Here is a 14,555-nt window from a genome sequence, read left to right on the forward strand (position 1 = left end):
GAATTTGGCCTTGATGCAGATCAAACCGATTATTGGGATGGGTGCCTGGCCGAGAGACGAAGGAGCTGGCCATGGCTCATCATGACCTGCAGACGGTGTCTCATGAGTGCGGGGATTGTCCGATCCGGCATCGCGCGGTCTGCGCCCGCTGCGAGGCGGATGAGCTGACCAAGCTGGAACAGATCAAGTATTACCGCAGTTTTCAGGCCGGCCAGACGGTGATCTGGTCAGGGGACCGGATGGATTTCGTCGCCTCGGTCGTGACGGGAATCGCCACGCTGACCCAGACGATGGAGGACGGGCGGCGGCAGATGGTGGGCCTGTTGTTGCCTTCGGATTTCGTCGGAAGGCCGGGGCGGGCGACGGCGGCCTATGACGTGACCGCGACGACAGACCTTGTAATGTGTTGTTTCCGAAAGAAACCTTTCGAGGAACTGATGCAGTCCACGCCGCATATCGCGCAGCGCCTGCTGGAGATGACGCTGGACGAACTGGACGCGGCGCGGGAGTGGATGCTGCTTTTGGGGCGCAAGACGGCGCGGGAGAAGATCGCGTCACTGCTGGCAATCATCGCGCGGCGGGATGCGCATCTGAAGCTTAAATCGGCCAAGGGGTCCATCGTGTTCGACTTGCCGCTGACGCGGGAGGAGATGGCGGATTATCTGGGCCTGACGCTGGAGACGGTCAGCCGTCAGGTGAGCGCGCTGAAGCGCGACGGGGTGATCGAGTTGGAAGGCAAGCGCCATGTCATCGTGCGGGACTTCGATCGGTTGATCGAAGAGACGGGGGATGACAGCGACGGCGGGTATCTGGTCTGAATTAACTTTCTGAAATTCCGGGAAAATGTTCCGGGGACAGTCCTTCGTGGCTGTGCCGGAACCTGTGCCGTAAAGTGTACCGCAAAGTGTGCATACAAAATCCGGCAGGTTGGCCTGCCGGATTATGGTTAACGGTGCGTGGGCGCACAGGGGCGCCCGCGCGCGGATCAATGCGCCCAGATCAATGCGCTCGGATCAATGCGCCATGAGGACCGGCACCTCGGCCTTTTCGAGCATGTTGCGGGTGGCACCGCCAAGGATCGCTTCGCGGAAGCGGGAATGGCCGTAGGCCCCCATCACAAGAAGGTCGGCGTTCATGTCGCGGACATGGCGGGCCAGAACGTCGGAGATGCGGGGCAGGGTGCGGGCGAGGACCGTCACCTCGGCCTTCACGCCGTGGCGCACAAGCATCTGGCACAGCATGCCGCCCGGATCGGAGCGTTCGGGGCCGTGCTGCGGCGGGTCGATCACCACGATGCTGACCATATCCGCGGCCTTGAGGATGGGCAGGGCCTGACGGACGGCCGACATCGCCTCGGCCGACTGGTTCCAGGCGATGGCGACGCGGCGCGGATTGGGCGCGCGGCCCGCGCCGCTGTCGGGCAGGACGAGGACGGGGGCATGACCTTCGAAGAGCGCGGCCTCGATCACCGCCTCGGCCTCGGCCCCCTGCGAGGGGCCATAGGGCCGGGGCAGGATGACGAGATCGGCGAAGCGCGCCCGTTGCGCCACGAGGTCGGTGAGCGCGCCGAGCTGGCTCACGGCGGCCTCGACCGTCCAGCGGAGGGTCGGGTCCTGTTCGCCCACGGCCTTGCGGGCGGCGGCCTCGATCTCTTTCGCCTCCTGCTCGGAGCGTTCGAGGGCTGCCTGAAGGATGACGGCGCCCGATCCCACATAGGAATAGCCGACCTGCGTGCGGTCCACGCCCAAGGCGAGGATGTCGAGATGCGCGTCATGGGCGGTGGCAATGGCTGCCGCCCCGGTAATGGCAAGATCACAACGCTCGGCACTGGTCGCGATGGTCAACAGCGTCTTGTAGGCCATGGGAAAGCCCTCCTTCCAGATGATGGATGAGACTTAATCCGATGCGCGGGACATTTCTTTGATTGAGGTCAAGGCGAAGCTCACGGAGTGTTGACATGGATCAAGGCACCGGCTGGCCCGCACCTGCAAAAGCGGACCAGTCGCAAAGTGCCCCGCCTGCCCGGATTCGTCCGGTCCTGACCGGGCCAAGAGACGAAGGGACACGAAATGTGGGATTATCTTAAACTTGTCGTATTGGGGTTGATTGCCGTTCTGGCGGCAATCGCCACCAATTACGCGCATGATCTGGCCTATCAGGTGAATGCGCTTGTGGTCATGCTGGCCGCGGCGATGACGTTCATCTGGGTGCTTCGGACGATGGGCGAGCCGAAGCGCGTGAGCCGCAATGAATACATGGATGGCGTGGTGCGCGCCGGGGTGATCGCGACGACCTTCTGGGGTGTCGTCGGTTTCCTCGTAGGTGTGTGGATCGCCTTCCAGCTTGCTTTCCCGTCGCTCAATTTCGAGTGGTCGCAGGGGATCTTGAACTTTGGCCGGTTGCGCCCGCTGCATACGAGCGCGGTCATCTTCGCCTTTGGCGGCAACGCGCTGATCATGTCGTCCTTCTACATCGTGCAGCGCACCAGCGCGGCGCGGCTGTGGGGCGGCAATCTGGCGTGGTTCGTCTTCTGGGGCTGGCAATTGATGATCGTGCTGGCGGCGACGAGCTATATTCTGGGCGGCACGCAGTCGAAGGAATATGCCGAAACGGTCTGGTACATCGACTGGTGGATCGTGGTCGTCTGGCTGTCTTTCCTCGCGGTGTTCCTTGGCACGCTGATCAACCGGAAGGAGCCGCATATCTATGTGGCGAACTGGTTCCTGCTGTCGTTCATCGTGACCATCGCGATGCTGCATGTGGGCAACAACCTTGCCATCCCGGTTTCCATCTTCTCCTCGCAATCCGTGCAGGTCACGGCGGGCGTGCAGGATGCGATGATCCAATGGTGGTATGGCCACAACGCGGTGGGCTTCTTCCTGACCGCGGGCTTCCTCGGGATGATGTATTACTTCGTGCCGAAGCAGGCGGAACGGCCCGTCTTCAGCTATAAGCTGTCGATCATCCACTTCTGGGCGCTGATCTTCCTGTATATCTGGGCCGGCCCGCACCACCTGCATTACACCGCGCTGCCGGATTGGGCATCGACCTTGGGGATGACCTTCTCGGTCATGCTGTGGATGCCTTCGTGGGGTGGCATGATCAACGGTCTGATGACCCTGTCGGGGGCATGGGACAAGCTGCGCACCGACCCGATCATCCGGATGATGGTGGTTTCGGTGGGCTTTTACGGGATGTCGACCTTCGAGGGACCGATGATGTCCATCAAGGCCGTGAACAGCCTGTCGCACTATACGGACTGGACCATCGGGCACGTGCATTCGGGCGCGCTGGGCTGGAACGGGATGATCACCTTCGGGGCGCTGTATTTCCTGACGCCGCGCCTGTGGAACCGGGACGGGCTGTACAGCCTGAAGCTGGTGTCGTGGCACTTCTGGCTGGCGACGATCGGGATCGTTCTTTACGCGTCTGCGATGTGGGTCACCGGCATCATGGAAGGGCTGATGTGGCGCGAGGTGGATGCGAACGGGTTCCTTGTGAACGCCTTTGCCGACACCGTTTCCGCGAAGTTCCCGATGTATGTGGTGCGCGGACTGGGCGGGGTGATGTTCCTGACCGGGGCGATCATCATGGCCTACAACCTTTGGATGACGGTGCGGGCGCAGCCGGCGAAGGCACCCGTCAATGCCAACAACTTCGTTCCGGCGGAATAAGGGAGCGCGAGAGATGGCTTTTCTTGACAAGCACAAGGCGATCGAGACGAACGCGACCCTGCTTCTGATCCTGTCCTTTCTGGTGGTGACCATCGGGGGGATCGTGCAGATCGTGCCGCTGTTCTATCTGGAGAACACGATCGAGGATGTGGAAGGGGTGCGCCCCTACACGCCGCTGGAGTTGGCGGGGCGGGATATCTATATCCGCGAAGGCTGCTATGTGTGCCACAGCCAGATGATCCGCCCGATGCGGGACGAGGTCGAACGCTATGGGCATTACAGCCTTGCCGCCGAGTCGCAGTATGACCACCCGTTCCAGTGGGGGTCGAAGCGGACCGGGCCGGATCTGGCACGGGTTGGCGGGCGGTATTCGGATGCGTGGCACGTGGACCACCTGACGGACCCGCAGAGCGTGGTGCCGGAATCGGTGATGCCGAAATACGGTTACCTGATGAATGCCGAGATCGACGGTCGGTATATCGAGGGGATCATGGCGACGCATCGTCTGGTGGGCGTGCCCTATGACGATGCGATGATGGAGAACGCGGTGGCGGACTTCGTCGCGCAGGGGGACCCGAACAGCGACTATGCGGGTCTGCAGGAGCGCTATGCCAAGGCGAATGTGTCGAATTTCGACGGGCAGCCGCAACTGACGGAGATGGACGCACTGATCGCCTATCTGCAGGTGCTGGGGACGATGGTCGATTTTTCGACCTTCACGCCGGATGCGAGCCGGTGAGGGGGGCGGATCATGGAGACCTATAGCCTGCTGAGAGAGTTCGCGGATAGCTGGATGCTGCTTCTGCTGACGCTGGTCTTCGTGGGGGTGGTGATCTGGGCCTGGCGGCCCGGCAGCCGGCCCATCCACGAGGATGCCGCGAAGTCGATCTTCCGCAACGAGTTGAAACCCGCCGGAGGGGGCGCGCCTGCCCCCGCCCGCAGCGACAGGGAGGCGTGAGATGTGCGCCAAGCAAGTGACGAAGAAGCCCGCCGGTCAGGTGGAGACGACGGGCCATGAATGGGATGGCATCGAGGAATTCAACAACCCGATGCCGCGCTGGTGGGTCTGGACCTTCTATGCGACGATCCTTTGGGCGGTGGGCTATATGATCGCCTATCCGGCATGGCCCCTGATCAACGGGGCGACGCCGGGGGTTCTGGGCGCCTCGACCCGCGCGGATGTCGCGGCAGAGATCGAGCGGTTCGATGCGGCGAATGCCGATATCAAGGCGCAACTGATTGCCGCGCCGCTGGCGTCCATCCCGGCGGACCAGACGCTGATGGCCTATGCCGAACCGGCGGGGGCGTCGGTGTTCCGCACCTATTGCGCGCAGTGCCACGGGTCGGGCGCGGCGGGGGTGGAAGGCAAGGGCTATCCGAGCCTTCTGGATGACGATTGGCTGTGGGGCGGGACGATCGAGGATATCCACCTGACGATCACCCACGGCATCCGCAACACGACCGATCCCGATGCCCGCTATTCGGAAATGCCGAAATTCGGCGTGGACGGGTTGCTGGAAGAGGCGCAGATCGACGCGGTGGTGGAACATGTGCTGGCCATTTCGGGGCAGGAGCATGATGCGACCCTCGCCGCAGAGGGGGCCACGGTCTTTGCCGACAACTGCGCCGCCTGCCACATGGAGGCGGGCGAGGGCGACCGGACGCAGGGCGCGCCCGCGCTGAACGATGCGATCTGGCTGTATGGCGGCAGCCGCGAGAAGATCAAGGAGACGGTCATCTATGCCCGTTTCGGCGTGATGCCGGGTTGGGCGGGGCGGTTGACCGAGGACGAGATCCGGGCGGTGGCGGCCTATGTCCATTCCCGTGGGGGTGGCGAGTGACCTGACGGCATTGCCGCGCGGGATGAGCCCCGCGCGGCAAGGGCACCGGCACCTTACCTGTTCGCGCGTTTCCTGGAGGTGTCGGTGCCTTCTTCACAGGCGGGGTCGAGAGGCCCCGCCTTTTCTCATGGCCGGTCAGGCCCCGGCGGCGGCAAGGCCCGCGTCGAGCAGCGCCTTGATCTCTTCGCGCGAGGTGCCTGCGACGCTGCGGCCCAGTTCGGTTTCGCCCTTCAGCAGCACGAGGGTGGAGCGGCGGGGGATCTGGAGTTTCCGCGACAGGTCGCCATCGCCGTGTTCGTCCCAATCCACCGTGATGAAGCGGATGGCCTGGTCGTAGGCGGGGTTTTCGGCACGGAGTTCGTCCATGACGCGGACCTGTGCGCGGCAGGTGGAGCACCAGCTTGCCCAGAAGTCGAGCAGGATGACGCGGCCGTCGGCCATGTCCTTTTCGGCCATGCCGGGGGTGTAGAAGAGTTTCGGCATCTCGGCCCGCAGGGGCAGGGGGGCCACTGCGAGGGTGGCGGCAGAGGCGAGGAGCAGGGTGCGGCGGTCGATCATGGGCGTGTCCTTTCGCAGGGTGATCAGAGGGCGACCGAGAGATCGGTCAGCCACGGGGGAAGGGTGTCGAGAAGCCAAGCCTCTACCGGGTGGTTGAGGCCTGACCAGAGGAAGAGGCCCACGGCAAGGAAGGTCGCGCCGAGGATGGGGCGGGCCTTGGGGGCAAGGCGCAGGAGCAGGGCCTTGCGGGCCTGCAGGCGCGATTTCGCGCCATAGGCGAGGGCGAGGATCAGAGTTGAGACGCCTGCGGCGAAGGCCACCATCGTGAGGCCCGCGCCGAGAAGATCGGTTCGCTGCGCCGCGAGCGAGATGGCCGCGCCGAGGGTGGGGCCTATGCAGGGGCTCCAGACCGCGCCGAGGAGGAGGCCGCCCGCGATCTGTCCGGAAGGGGAGGTGGCCCAGTCCGACCCGAGGCCGCGGTCGGCGCGCGCGGCAAAGGCCGTGGTTGCGGTGGCGAAGCGGGCGGAGAAGGCAGGGACCAGCATGACGAGGCCGAAGCCCGCCATGAGGAGCGCCGCCGCGCGGGCCGCGGTTTCGGGCGAGAGGCCAAGGGCGGGGCCTGCTGCCGAAAGGATGAGGCCGAGGGTAACGAAGGAGAGGCTCATTCCGAAGGCAAGCCGGAGGGGGGCGCGGCGGTCGGCGGAGAGCGCGGTGGACAGCACGATGGGCAGGATGGGCAGGATGCAGGGATTGATGAGCGTCAGAAGGCCCGCGCCATAGGCGAAGAGCAGGTCGATCATGGTATCCCCTTGCTGTTCCTTGGCCCCTCGGACCGTAGATAGCGGTCCATACGCCGGGGAGGGGTGGGGCGTTTCCTGTGATGACGGAATGGTGATCAGGGGGCGGGGCGGAGCTTGACATTTATACGGGATTTCCGTATTTTTGCAGTCGTGATGAGTGATTTTGATCCGGTCAAGGACGCTGCCAATCTTGCGAAGCATGGGCTGTCACTGGCCTTCGGGGCGCGCGTTTTCGAAGATGCGGAACATCTTGTCATCCCGTCCATCCGCGTGATCGATGGAGAAGAACGGTTCAAGGTGATCGGATCGGTCGAAGGGCGGCTGTTCACCGCAGTGTTCGTCTGGCGGGAGGGAAAGCCGCGGTTCATTTCCGTGCGAAGGAGCAATTCAGGTGAAGAGCGAGCCTATCATTCTGACCTCTGACCCTTTGGATGAGGCGGATTTCGATGTCTCTGGCCGCGCGATGGAGCGGGCGCTTCGCGCGCGTCTGGTGCGGCGGACGCGGTTGGCGCTGGGCCTTTCGCAGGCTGCTTTTGCGCAGCGCTTTCATGTTCCGGTCGGGACGTTGCGTGATTGGGAACAGGCACGGGCGACACCGCCTGATTTTGCCATGGCATATATGCGCGTGATTGCGCGGCATCCTGAACTGGTGATCGAAGCGACCGCGTGACAGCAGTTCAGGCTGCGCGCCCCTGCGACAAAGCTGCATCGGGGATGACGGTTTGATGCATGTCAAGGTGCGGGTCGCCCCGGCGCGGGATACCGGGGCTGTCGAATCCCGTGGGAGAGTGCCGTGACGAGCCCCGATACCGAACCGCCGAGCCTTTATGCCGCGCGCGAGCCGATCTTTCCGCGCCGGGTGAAGGGGAACTTTCGCACGCTGAAGTGGTGGATCATGGCGGTGACGCTGGGCATCTATTACCTCACGCCGTGGATCAGGTGGGACCGGGGGCCGCATCTGCCGGATCAGGCGGTTCTGATCGACATGGCGAACCGGCGGTTCTTTTTCTTCATGATCGAGATCTGGCCGCATGAATTCTATTTCGTGGCCGGTCTGCTGATCATGGCGGGGCTGGGGCTGTTCCTGTTCACATCGGCCGCGGGGCGGGTGTGGTGCGGCTATGCCTGCCCGCAGACGGTTTGGACGGATCTTTACATCCTTGTCGAGCGCTGGGTGGAGGGGGATCGCAATGCGCGCATCCGTCTGCATCGGCAGGGCTGGGATGGCGAGAAGATCCGGAAGCGGGCGGTGAAATGGTCGCTGTGGTTCCTGATCGGGCTGGCGACGGGCGGGGCGTGGATCTTCTATTTCACCGATGCGCCGACGCTGGCCGTCGATCTGGTGACGGGGAACGCGCATCCCATCGCCTATACGACGATGCTGATCCTGACGGCGACGACCTTTGCCTTCGGCGGGTTCGCGCGGGAGCAGATGTGCATCTATGCCTGCCCGTGGCCGCGGATTCAGGCGGCGATGATGGATGAGGACACGATCACCATCGCCTACCGGGAATGGCGGGGCGAGCCGCGGGGCAAGCAGGACGTTGCGGGCAATGGCGATTGCATCGACTGCAAGGCCTGCGTGAATGTCTGCCCGATGGGGATCGACATCCGGAACGGCCAGCAGCTTGCCTGCATAACCTGCGGGCTGTGCATCGATGCCTGCAACGACATGATGGACAAGATCGGCAAGCCGCGCGACCTGATCGGCTATCTGGCCTTGACCGACGAGGTGCGGGAGCGGGCGGGCAAGGCGCCCAAGAGCGTGTGGAAACATGTGTTCCGTCCGCGCACCATCCTTTACACCACGCTTTGGGCCGGGGTGGGGGTGGCGCTGGTGGTGGCGCTGTTCCTGCGGTCAGATATCGACGTGAACGTGAGCCCCGTGCGCAACCCCACCTTCGTGACGCTGTCGGACGGGACGATCCGCAACACCTATGACCTGCGGCTGCGGAACAAGACGGGGGATGACGCGTTCTTCAGCATCTCGATCACGGCGGAAGAGCCCATGGTCCTGAAGCTTGAGGGATCGGAGGATGCGCTGGTGCGGGTGCCCGCGAACGAGACGCTGCAGCAGCGGGTCTATATCGAGGCGGCACCGGGAAGTGCGGCGGCGACCGAGGACCGGACGGAGGTTCGGATCTGGGTGGCGGATACGGAGGGACGGGATCGGGTGGCGCATGATACCGTCTTCAACGGGAAGGATGACTGAGATGGCGGAACTGACGGGCAAGCATGTGCTGGCGATCACCGTGGGGGCCTTCGGGATCATCATCGCGGTGAATGTGGTGATGGCGGTGCAGGCGGTGCGGACCTTTCCGGGGCTGGAGGTGGCGAACGGCTATATCGCGAGCCAGACCTTCGATGCCGAGCGGAAGGCGCAGCAGGCGCTGGGCTGGACGGCGGTGCCGGAGTATCGCGACGGACGTCTGACGCTGCGCCTTACGGATGCGGAGGGTCTGCCTGCGGCGGTGCGGTCGCTGGATGTGCTGGTGGGGCGGACGACGGCTTCGAATGACGACCAGCGGCCGGTCCTGACGCGGGTGGCGGGGGTCTGGGAGGCGGATCTGGCGCTGGCGCGGGGGAAGTGGATGCTGAAGGTGGAGGCGGTGGCGACGGACGGGACGCTGTTCCGGCAGCGGCTGGAACTTTTCGTGATGGATCAGGTGCAGGGGTAAGGGCATGACGATTTCCGCGCCCCTGTCCGGTGCCATGGCCGAGCCGGAGCATGTGACGGCCTCGGCCTGCCCGGCCTGCGTGGCGGCGCCGAGTGCGGCGGCCATCGCGGCGGCGGCGGCAGAGGAGAAGGGCGCGCGGCTGATGCTGTCGCTGCCCACGGCGCATTGCGCGGCCTGTATCTCGACGGTGGAGAACGCCGTGCAGGCGGTGCCGGGGGTGCGCAGCGCGCGGGTGAACCTGACGCTGCGGCGGGTGTCGGTGGAGGCGGATACCGATGTGACGGCCGATGGCCTGATCGGGGTGCTGAAGGGCGTGGGCTATGAGGCGCATGAGCTGGACCCTGGCCTTCTGAGCGCGACGGAGACGGACCGGCAGGGGCGCGATCTTCTGATGCGGCTGGGTGTGGCGGGGTTCAGCATGATGAATGTCATGCTGCTGTCGGTTGCCGTCTGGTCGGGGGCGGGGGATGCGACGCGGGACCTGTTCCACTGGATTTCCGCCGCGATTGCGCTGCCGACGGTGGTGTTCGCGGGGCAGCCTTTCTTTCGCAGCGCTTGGGCTTCTCTGCGTGTCGGTCGGTTGGGGATGGATGTGCCGATCAGTCTTGCGCTGATCCTTGCCTCTTCCATTTCGCTGTTCGAGACGTGGAAGGGCGGGCATCACGCCTATTTCGACGCGGCGGTGATGCTGTCCTTCTTCCTTCTGGCTGGGCGGTATCTGGACCATCGCACGCGGGCGGTGGCGCGGTCGGCGGCGGAGGAATTGGCGGCGCTGGAAGTGCCGCGCGCGGTGGTGCTGCGCGACGGGGCGGAGGTGGTGCTGCCGATTGCCGAGGTTGCCATGGGCGATCTGGTGCGGGTGCGCCCCGGCGGCCGGATGCCGGTGGATGGCGTGGTGGCGGAGGGACAGTCGGAGCTTGACCGGTCGTTGTTGACGGGGGAGAGCCTGCCTGTCTTCGCGGGGCCCGACACGGTGGTTTCGGCGGGGGAGGTGAACCTGACCGGGCCGCTGGTGGTGCGGGTGACGGCGGCGGGGCGGGACTCGAGCCTGCATCGGATGGCCGATCTGGTGGCGGTCGCGGAGAGTGCCAAGACGCGCTATACCTCGTTGGCGGAGCGGGCGGCGCGGTGGTATTCGCCGCTGGTGCATATCCTGTCTTTCGGGGCCTTCGGGTTCTGGATGTGGAAGACGGGGGGGGACCTGCGGTTCGCCGTCAATATCTCGGCCGCCGTGTTGATCATCACCTGCCCTTGCGCGCTGGGATTGGCCGTGCCTGCGGTGGTGACGGCGGCGAGCGGGAAGCTGTTCCGCAAGGGTCTGCTGATCAAGCACGGCACGGCGCTGGAGCGGATGGCCGAGGTGGATACGGTCGTTTTCGACAAGACCGGGACGCTGACCATGGGTGCGCCTGCGGTGACGAACCTTGGCGACCATCCCCGCGCGGCGGTGGAGGTGGCGGCGGCGCTGGCGGCGGCGTCTTCGCATCCGCTGGCGCAGGCTTTGGTGGCCGGGGCGCGCGCAGCGGGGATCGCGCCCGCGCGGGTGGAGGAGTTGCGCGAGGTGCCGGGCTATGGCGTGGAGGGGGTCTGGAAGGGCCGCCGCGTGCGCCTTGGGCGGGCGGAATGGTGCGGTTCCGAGCCTGTGGACACGACGGCCACCTATCTTTGCACCGGCGAGGGGTCGGCGCGGGCCTTCACTTTTGCCGACAGCCTGCGCCCCGGCGCGGCGGAGGCGGTGGCGAGCCTGCGGGAGCAGGGATTGCGCGTGATGCTGATTTCCGGCGACGCGCAGGGCGCGGTGGCGGGGCTTGCGGCACGGCTGGGGATCGAGGACTGGACGGCGGGCGCGCTGCCCGCCGAAAAGGCGGCGGCTGTGACCGGGCTGACGCAGGCCGGGCATCGCGTCCTGATGGTGGGGGACGGGTTGAACGATACGGCGGCGCTGGCGGCGGCGCATGTGTCGATTTCGCCCGCGAGTGCGCTGGATGCGGCAAGGGTGGCGTCGGACATCGTGCTGCTGGGGCAGGACATGGCGCCCATCGGCGACGCGTTGCGGATCAGCCGTCAGGCGGCGCGGCGGATCGTGGAGAATTTCGCCGTGTCGGCTGGGTATAACGTGATCGCGGTTCCGCTGGCCTTGGTGGGGATGGCGACTCCCCTTGCGGCGGCGGCGGCGATGTCGTTGTCTTCCATCACGGTTTCCCTGAATGCGCTGCGGTTGAAGTGAGGGCGGTATGGCGATCCTGACATTCCTGATCCCAGTGTCGCTGTTTCTGGGCGGGCTGGGGCTGGCTGCGTTCTTCTGGGCGATGAAGACGAAGCAGTTCGATGATCCCGAAGGGGATGCGAACCGCATCCTGACCAAGGATTGGGACGACCGGCCGAAGCCGTGACGTGTTTTGCGTGACCCCGCCCCGGACTTGATCCGGGGCCTACGGGACGTTGAGTATCGGGGCGGTTGGGGGAGGTCCCGGGTCAGGCCCGGGACGGGGTTGGCCGGTTCAGGCGATGGTGATGGTCGCGGGGGGCAGGTCGCCGATGGCGACGGTGCAGGTTTCACCGCGCGCGATGGGGCCGACGCCGGCAGGCGTGCCGGTGAAGATCAGGTCGCCGGGGCGGAGGTCCACATAGGTCGAGAGATGGGCGATGATCTCGGGCACGGACCAGATCATGTCGGAGAGGCGCGCCGATTGCGTGAGGCGGCCGTTGACGGTGCAGGTGATGGGGGCATCCGCCAGCGGACCCTCGACCAGCGCGCCGATCACGGCGGAATTGTCGAAGCCTTTCGACATGTCCCACGGACGGCGGGCGGCCTTTGCCTCGGCCTGCAGGTCGCGTCGGGTGAGGTCGTTGCCGGCGGCATGGCCCCAGATATGGGCGGGGGCCTGATCTTCCGGGATGTCACGCCCGCCCGTGGCGATGGCCACCACGAGTTCCGCCTCGTGGTGGAGGTCGGCGGTGCGGGGCGGGTAGGGGATGGTGCTTTCGGACGTGACCAGCGCATCGGCGGGTTTGGTGAAGAAGAAGGGCGCCTCGCGTGTGGGGTCGCCGCCCATTTCGCGGCTGTGTTCGGCGTAGTTGCGGCCCACGCAGAAGATGCGGCGGACGGGGAAGCGGCGGTCGCTGCCGTGGATGGGCAGGGTGACGGGGGCCGGGACGGGGGGGAGTGCGGGCACGCCCTACGGCCCCATCGTGAAGCACTGGATCGCGCGGGCCTGAAGGCGGCGGCAGGCGAGATCGGCCTGATCCTGCGTGAGACCCACGAAGGTGGCGTCGAAGGCGCCGTTGCGGCGCATCACCTTGCGTAGCGAACCGTTCAGCGTGGCGCTTTCGACAAGCTGGGTCTTCAGCAGAGCGCGTTCGGCGTCGAAGCTGCTGGGATAGCTGCCGATTGTCACGCCCCAATGTCTGTCGCCGGAGGTGGAGACGGAGAGGACGACCTCGGGTTCTGCCTCATCCTCGTCGGGGGCGGGAAGGGCGACCTCGTCATAGATCGGCGCGTTGCGTTTCGCGGGACGGGGGGAGGTAACGGCCCCGGCGGAGACGACCTGGAAGGGGATGAATTCGGCCTCGCCTTCCGGGCCGGTTGCGGCGTCGGCCGGGGGGGCATCGGGGCGTGGCAGGGGCGCGGTGCCTTCCATCGCGGCGGCGAGGGTTTCGGCATCGGGCAGGGCTGCGGTGGCGGTGGTGCCGGCGGAGGCCAGTTCGACATCGTCCACGGCCAGCGTGCGGGTGGGCGGGGCTGCGGCCTGTGCCAGTTCGGAGGCCTGAGCCTCCAGCCCCTCTTCGCCGGCGAGGGCGGCGGCGAGGGCGCCTTCGATGCCCGATTGCATGGCGGTCACCGCCTCGGCGGTGGCGACGACAGTTTCGGCGGGCGGCGGGGCCGCGCTGCCCGGACGGGCAAGCGGGCGGGGTGAGGAGGAAATCTGCATGGAGACGCGGACGGTCTTGCCCGCGCCATCGGCGACTTCGGGCAGGTCCGTGTCGGCGACCAGCATTTCCTCGCCGCCCTGATAGGCGGGCGGGTTGGGCGGGTTGACAGGCGCGTTGCGCGGGGCCTTGCCGAAGCCCATGTCGAGGAGCTTGGAGATGCGGGAATTGCGGTCGGCGGTGGATTTGCCGCCGAAGACGGTGGCGATCAGCCGCTTGCCGCCGCGTTCGGCGGAGGCGGTGAGGTTGAAGCCCGCGGCGACGGTGTAGCCCGTCTTGATGCCGTCGGCACCCTCATAGGCATCCAGGAAGCGGCGGTTGGTGTTGTTCACCGTGGCGATGCCCGCATCGACGGAACGGCGGGAGAAGAGGTTGTAGTATTGCGGAAAGTCATAGAACAGGTGGCGCCCGAGGATCGTCATGTCGCGGGCGGTGGACAGATGGCCTTCGGCCGTCAGGCCATGGGCGTTCCGGAAGGTGGTGTTCGACATCCCCAGCGCCTTGGCGGTGCGGGTCATCCGTTTGGCGAAATTGGCTTCGTTGCCGCCGATGGCATCGCCGATGGCCGCGGCGGCGTCGTTGGCGGATTTGATGGCGGCGGCGCGGATCAGGTTCCGCAGGGAAATCTTCTGCCCCGCCCGCAGGCCTAGGCGCGAGGGCGGCTGGGCGGCGGCATGTTTGGAGACCGTCACCATCGTGTCGAGCGAGATGTTGCCGCGCTGGATTTCCTCGAACGCGATGTAGAGGGTCATCATCTTGGTCAGCGAGGCCGGGTGCAGGCGGGTATCGGCGTTTTCGGCATAGAGCACCTCGCCGGAGCGGGCGTCGATCACGATGGCGGCATAGGGGGCCGCCTTGAGGGGGGATGACGCCAGAAGCGCGGCAAAGGCCGCGACCAACCAGAATGCCAAGAAGCGGGCATGATGCCCCAGAAGCGATGCCACGTCGCCGGTTCCTTGTTCCTGCCTCGATCGCCCCGATTTTTTGGGTGGGGCTTATTGCTCAGCGGTGACGTTAGCATAAGGCGGTTGTACGGAAAACCCCCGAATTTCAATGACTTTCAGGGTGAAGCTTAGGCATCCGAAGGGATGGGGCGCGGTGTACGGGATGCGGGTTGGCCCTATAAGTTGTGGC

The 14,555-nt window shown here is 65.7% G+C and carries 16 protein-coding genes; 11 read left to right on the plus strand and 5 right to left on the minus strand.

The window, feature by feature from the left end; genetic code table 11:
• The first annotated feature begins 71 nt into the window (after positions 1 to 71).
• Entirely contained in the window at positions 72 to 818 is a 747-nt protein-coding gene (gene fnrL, locus TabM4_RS01855) for a transcriptional regulator FnrL (protein ID WP_434617601.1), read from the plus strand.
• Between the two features lie 195 nt (positions 819 to 1,013).
• Here the strand turns inward: fnrL and TabM4_RS01860 are convergent, their stop codons facing one another.
• Positions 1,014 to 1,862, minus strand: coding sequence for a universal stress protein (locus TabM4_RS01860; RefSeq protein WP_434617604.1), 849 nt, complete (start codon positions 1,860 to 1,862; stop codon positions 1,014 to 1,016).
• A gap of 207 nt (positions 1,863 to 2,069) precedes the next feature.
• Between TabM4_RS01860 and ccoN the strand changes: the two genes are divergently transcribed.
• The 4 genes from ccoN to ccoP are packed head-to-tail and all read left to right on the plus strand — an operon-like array spanning position 2,070 to position 5,515.
• Positions 2,070 to 3,674 carry a cytochrome-c oxidase, cbb3-type subunit I gene (ccoN, locus tag TabM4_RS01865; RefSeq protein WP_434617607.1) on the plus strand — a complete coding sequence of 535 codons (1,605 nt, stop codon included), beginning with the start codon at positions 2,070 to 2,072 and terminating at the stop codon, positions 3,672 to 3,674.
• Between the two features lie 13 nt (positions 3,675 to 3,687).
• The gene (gene ccoO / locus TabM4_RS01870; RefSeq protein ID WP_434617609.1) at positions 3,688 to 4,413 is read left to right on the plus strand and encodes a cytochrome-c oxidase, cbb3-type subunit II; all 726 of its coding nucleotides are present in this window, start codon (positions 3,688 to 3,690) and stop codon (positions 4,411 to 4,413) included.
• Between the two features lie 12 nt (positions 4,414 to 4,425).
• Positions 4,426 to 4,632, plus strand: a complete 207-nt coding sequence (locus TabM4_RS01875; protein WP_434617612.1) for a cbb3-type cytochrome c oxidase subunit 3 — start codon at positions 4,426 to 4,428, stop codon at positions 4,630 to 4,632.
• Between the two features lies 1 nt (position 4,633).
• A complete protein-coding gene (gene ccoP / locus TabM4_RS01880) occupies positions 4,634 to 5,515 on the plus strand; it encodes a cytochrome-c oxidase, cbb3-type subunit III (protein ID WP_434617615.1) in 882 nt (293 codons plus the stop codon).
• A 135-nt stretch (positions 5,516 to 5,650) separates the two neighbouring features.
• On the opposite strand, the gene TabM4_RS01885 is transcribed toward ccoP, so the two are convergent.
• Both TabM4_RS01885 and TabM4_RS01890 read right to left on the minus strand, forming a co-directional pair.
• On the minus strand, positions 5,651 to 6,073 hold the full coding sequence (locus TabM4_RS01885) for a thioredoxin family protein (protein WP_434617618.1): 423 nt from the start codon (positions 6,071 to 6,073) through the stop codon (positions 5,651 to 5,653).
• Positions 6,074 to 6,096: 23 nt separating this feature from the next.
• Complete coding sequence (locus TabM4_RS01890; RefSeq protein WP_434617621.1) at positions 6,097 to 6,813, minus strand: cytochrome c biogenesis CcdA family protein; 717 nt, start codon at positions 6,811 to 6,813, stop codon at positions 6,097 to 6,099.
• A gap of 114 nt (positions 6,814 to 6,927) precedes the next feature.
• Between TabM4_RS01890 and TabM4_RS01895 the strand changes: the two genes are divergently transcribed.
• From TabM4_RS01895 to ccoS, 6 genes are all read left to right on the plus strand, one after another.
• Positions 6,928 to 7,236 (plus strand): BrnT family toxin, encoded by a 309-nt coding sequence (locus TabM4_RS01895; protein ID WP_434617624.1) that lies wholly within the window; start codon positions 6,928 to 6,930, stop codon positions 7,234 to 7,236.
• A complete protein-coding gene (locus TabM4_RS01900) occupies positions 7,205 to 7,483 on the plus strand; it encodes a helix-turn-helix domain-containing protein (RefSeq protein ID WP_434617627.1) in 279 nt (92 codons plus the stop codon). Before TabM4_RS01895 ends, TabM4_RS01900 begins: the two co-directional genes overlap by 32 nt.
• A 123-nt stretch (positions 7,484 to 7,606) precedes the next feature.
• Positions 7,607 to 9,025 carry a cytochrome c oxidase accessory protein CcoG gene (ccoG, locus tag TabM4_RS01905; protein ID WP_434617630.1) on the plus strand — a complete coding sequence of 473 codons (1,419 nt, stop codon included), beginning with the start codon at positions 7,607 to 7,609 and terminating at the stop codon, positions 9,023 to 9,025.
• Between the two features lies 1 nt (position 9,026).
• Positions 9,027 to 9,491 carry a FixH family protein gene (locus TabM4_RS01910; RefSeq protein ID WP_434617633.1) on the plus strand — a complete coding sequence of 155 codons (465 nt, stop codon included), beginning with the start codon at positions 9,027 to 9,029 and terminating at the stop codon, positions 9,489 to 9,491.
• A 4-nt stretch (positions 9,492 to 9,495) separates the two neighbouring features.
• Entirely contained in the window at positions 9,496 to 11,718 is a 2,223-nt protein-coding gene (locus TabM4_RS01915; RefSeq protein WP_434617636.1) for a heavy metal translocating P-type ATPase, read from the plus strand.
• Positions 11,719 to 11,725: 7 nt separating this feature from the next.
• Positions 11,726 to 11,884, plus strand: a complete 159-nt coding sequence (ccoS, locus tag TabM4_RS01920) for a cbb3-type cytochrome oxidase assembly protein CcoS (protein ID WP_165046423.1) — start codon at positions 11,726 to 11,728, stop codon at positions 11,882 to 11,884.
• 108 nt (positions 11,885 to 11,992) lie between these two features.
• On the opposite strand, the gene TabM4_RS01925 is transcribed toward ccoS, so the two are convergent.
• Together TabM4_RS01925 and TabM4_RS01930 are read right to left on the minus strand one after the other, a co-directional pair.
• On the minus strand, positions 11,993 to 12,667 hold the full coding sequence (locus TabM4_RS01925) for a fumarylacetoacetate hydrolase family protein (RefSeq protein ID WP_434617639.1): 675 nt from the start codon (positions 12,665 to 12,667) through the stop codon (positions 11,993 to 11,995).
• Between the two features lie 3 nt (positions 12,668 to 12,670).
• Positions 12,671 to 14,365, minus strand: coding sequence for a serine hydrolase (locus tag TabM4_RS01930; protein ID WP_434617642.1), 1,695 nt, complete (start codon positions 14,363 to 14,365; stop codon positions 12,671 to 12,673).
• Positions 14,366 to 14,555 lie beyond the last annotated feature (190 nt).

This window comes from Tabrizicola sp. M-4, assembly GCF_051132405.1.
Lineage (GTDB): Bacteria > Pseudomonadota > Alphaproteobacteria > Rhodobacterales > Rhodobacteraceae > Paragemmobacter.

Bases quoted from the DNA above. Each gene is read 5' to 3' on its own strand.
- fnrL (WP_434617601.1), top strand. From the start codon at position 72: ATGGCTCATCATGACCTGCAGACGGTGTCTCATGAGTGCGGGGATTGT.
- TabM4_RS01860 (WP_434617604.1), bottom strand. From the start codon at position 1,862: ATGGCCTACAAGACGCTGTTGACCATCGCGACCAGTGCCGAGCGTTGT.
- ccoN (WP_434617607.1), top strand. From the start codon at position 2,070: ATGTGGGATTATCTTAAACTTGTCGTATTGGGGTTGATTGCCGTTCTG.
- ccoO (WP_434617609.1), top strand. From the start codon at position 3,688: ATGGCTTTTCTTGACAAGCACAAGGCGATCGAGACGAACGCGACCCTG.
- TabM4_RS01875 (WP_434617612.1), top strand. From the start codon at position 4,426: ATGGAGACCTATAGCCTGCTGAGAGAGTTCGCGGATAGCTGGATGCTG.
- ccoP (WP_434617615.1), top strand. From the start codon at position 4,634: ATGTGCGCCAAGCAAGTGACGAAGAAGCCCGCCGGTCAGGTGGAGACG.
- TabM4_RS01885 (WP_434617618.1), bottom strand. From the start codon at position 6,073: ATGATCGACCGCCGCACCCTGCTCCTCGCCTCTGCCGCCACCCTCGCA.
- TabM4_RS01890 (WP_434617621.1), bottom strand. From the start codon at position 6,813: ATGATCGACCTGCTCTTCGCCTATGGCGCGGGCCTTCTGACGCTCATC.
- TabM4_RS01910 (WP_434617633.1), top strand. From the start codon at position 9,027: ATGGCGGAACTGACGGGCAAGCATGTGCTGGCGATCACCGTGGGGGCC.
- TabM4_RS01915 (WP_434617636.1), top strand. From the start codon at position 9,496: ATGACGATTTCCGCGCCCCTGTCCGGTGCCATGGCCGAGCCGGAGCAT.
- ccoS (WP_165046423.1), top strand. From the start codon at position 11,726: ATGGCGATCCTGACATTCCTGATCCCAGTGTCGCTGTTTCTGGGCGGG.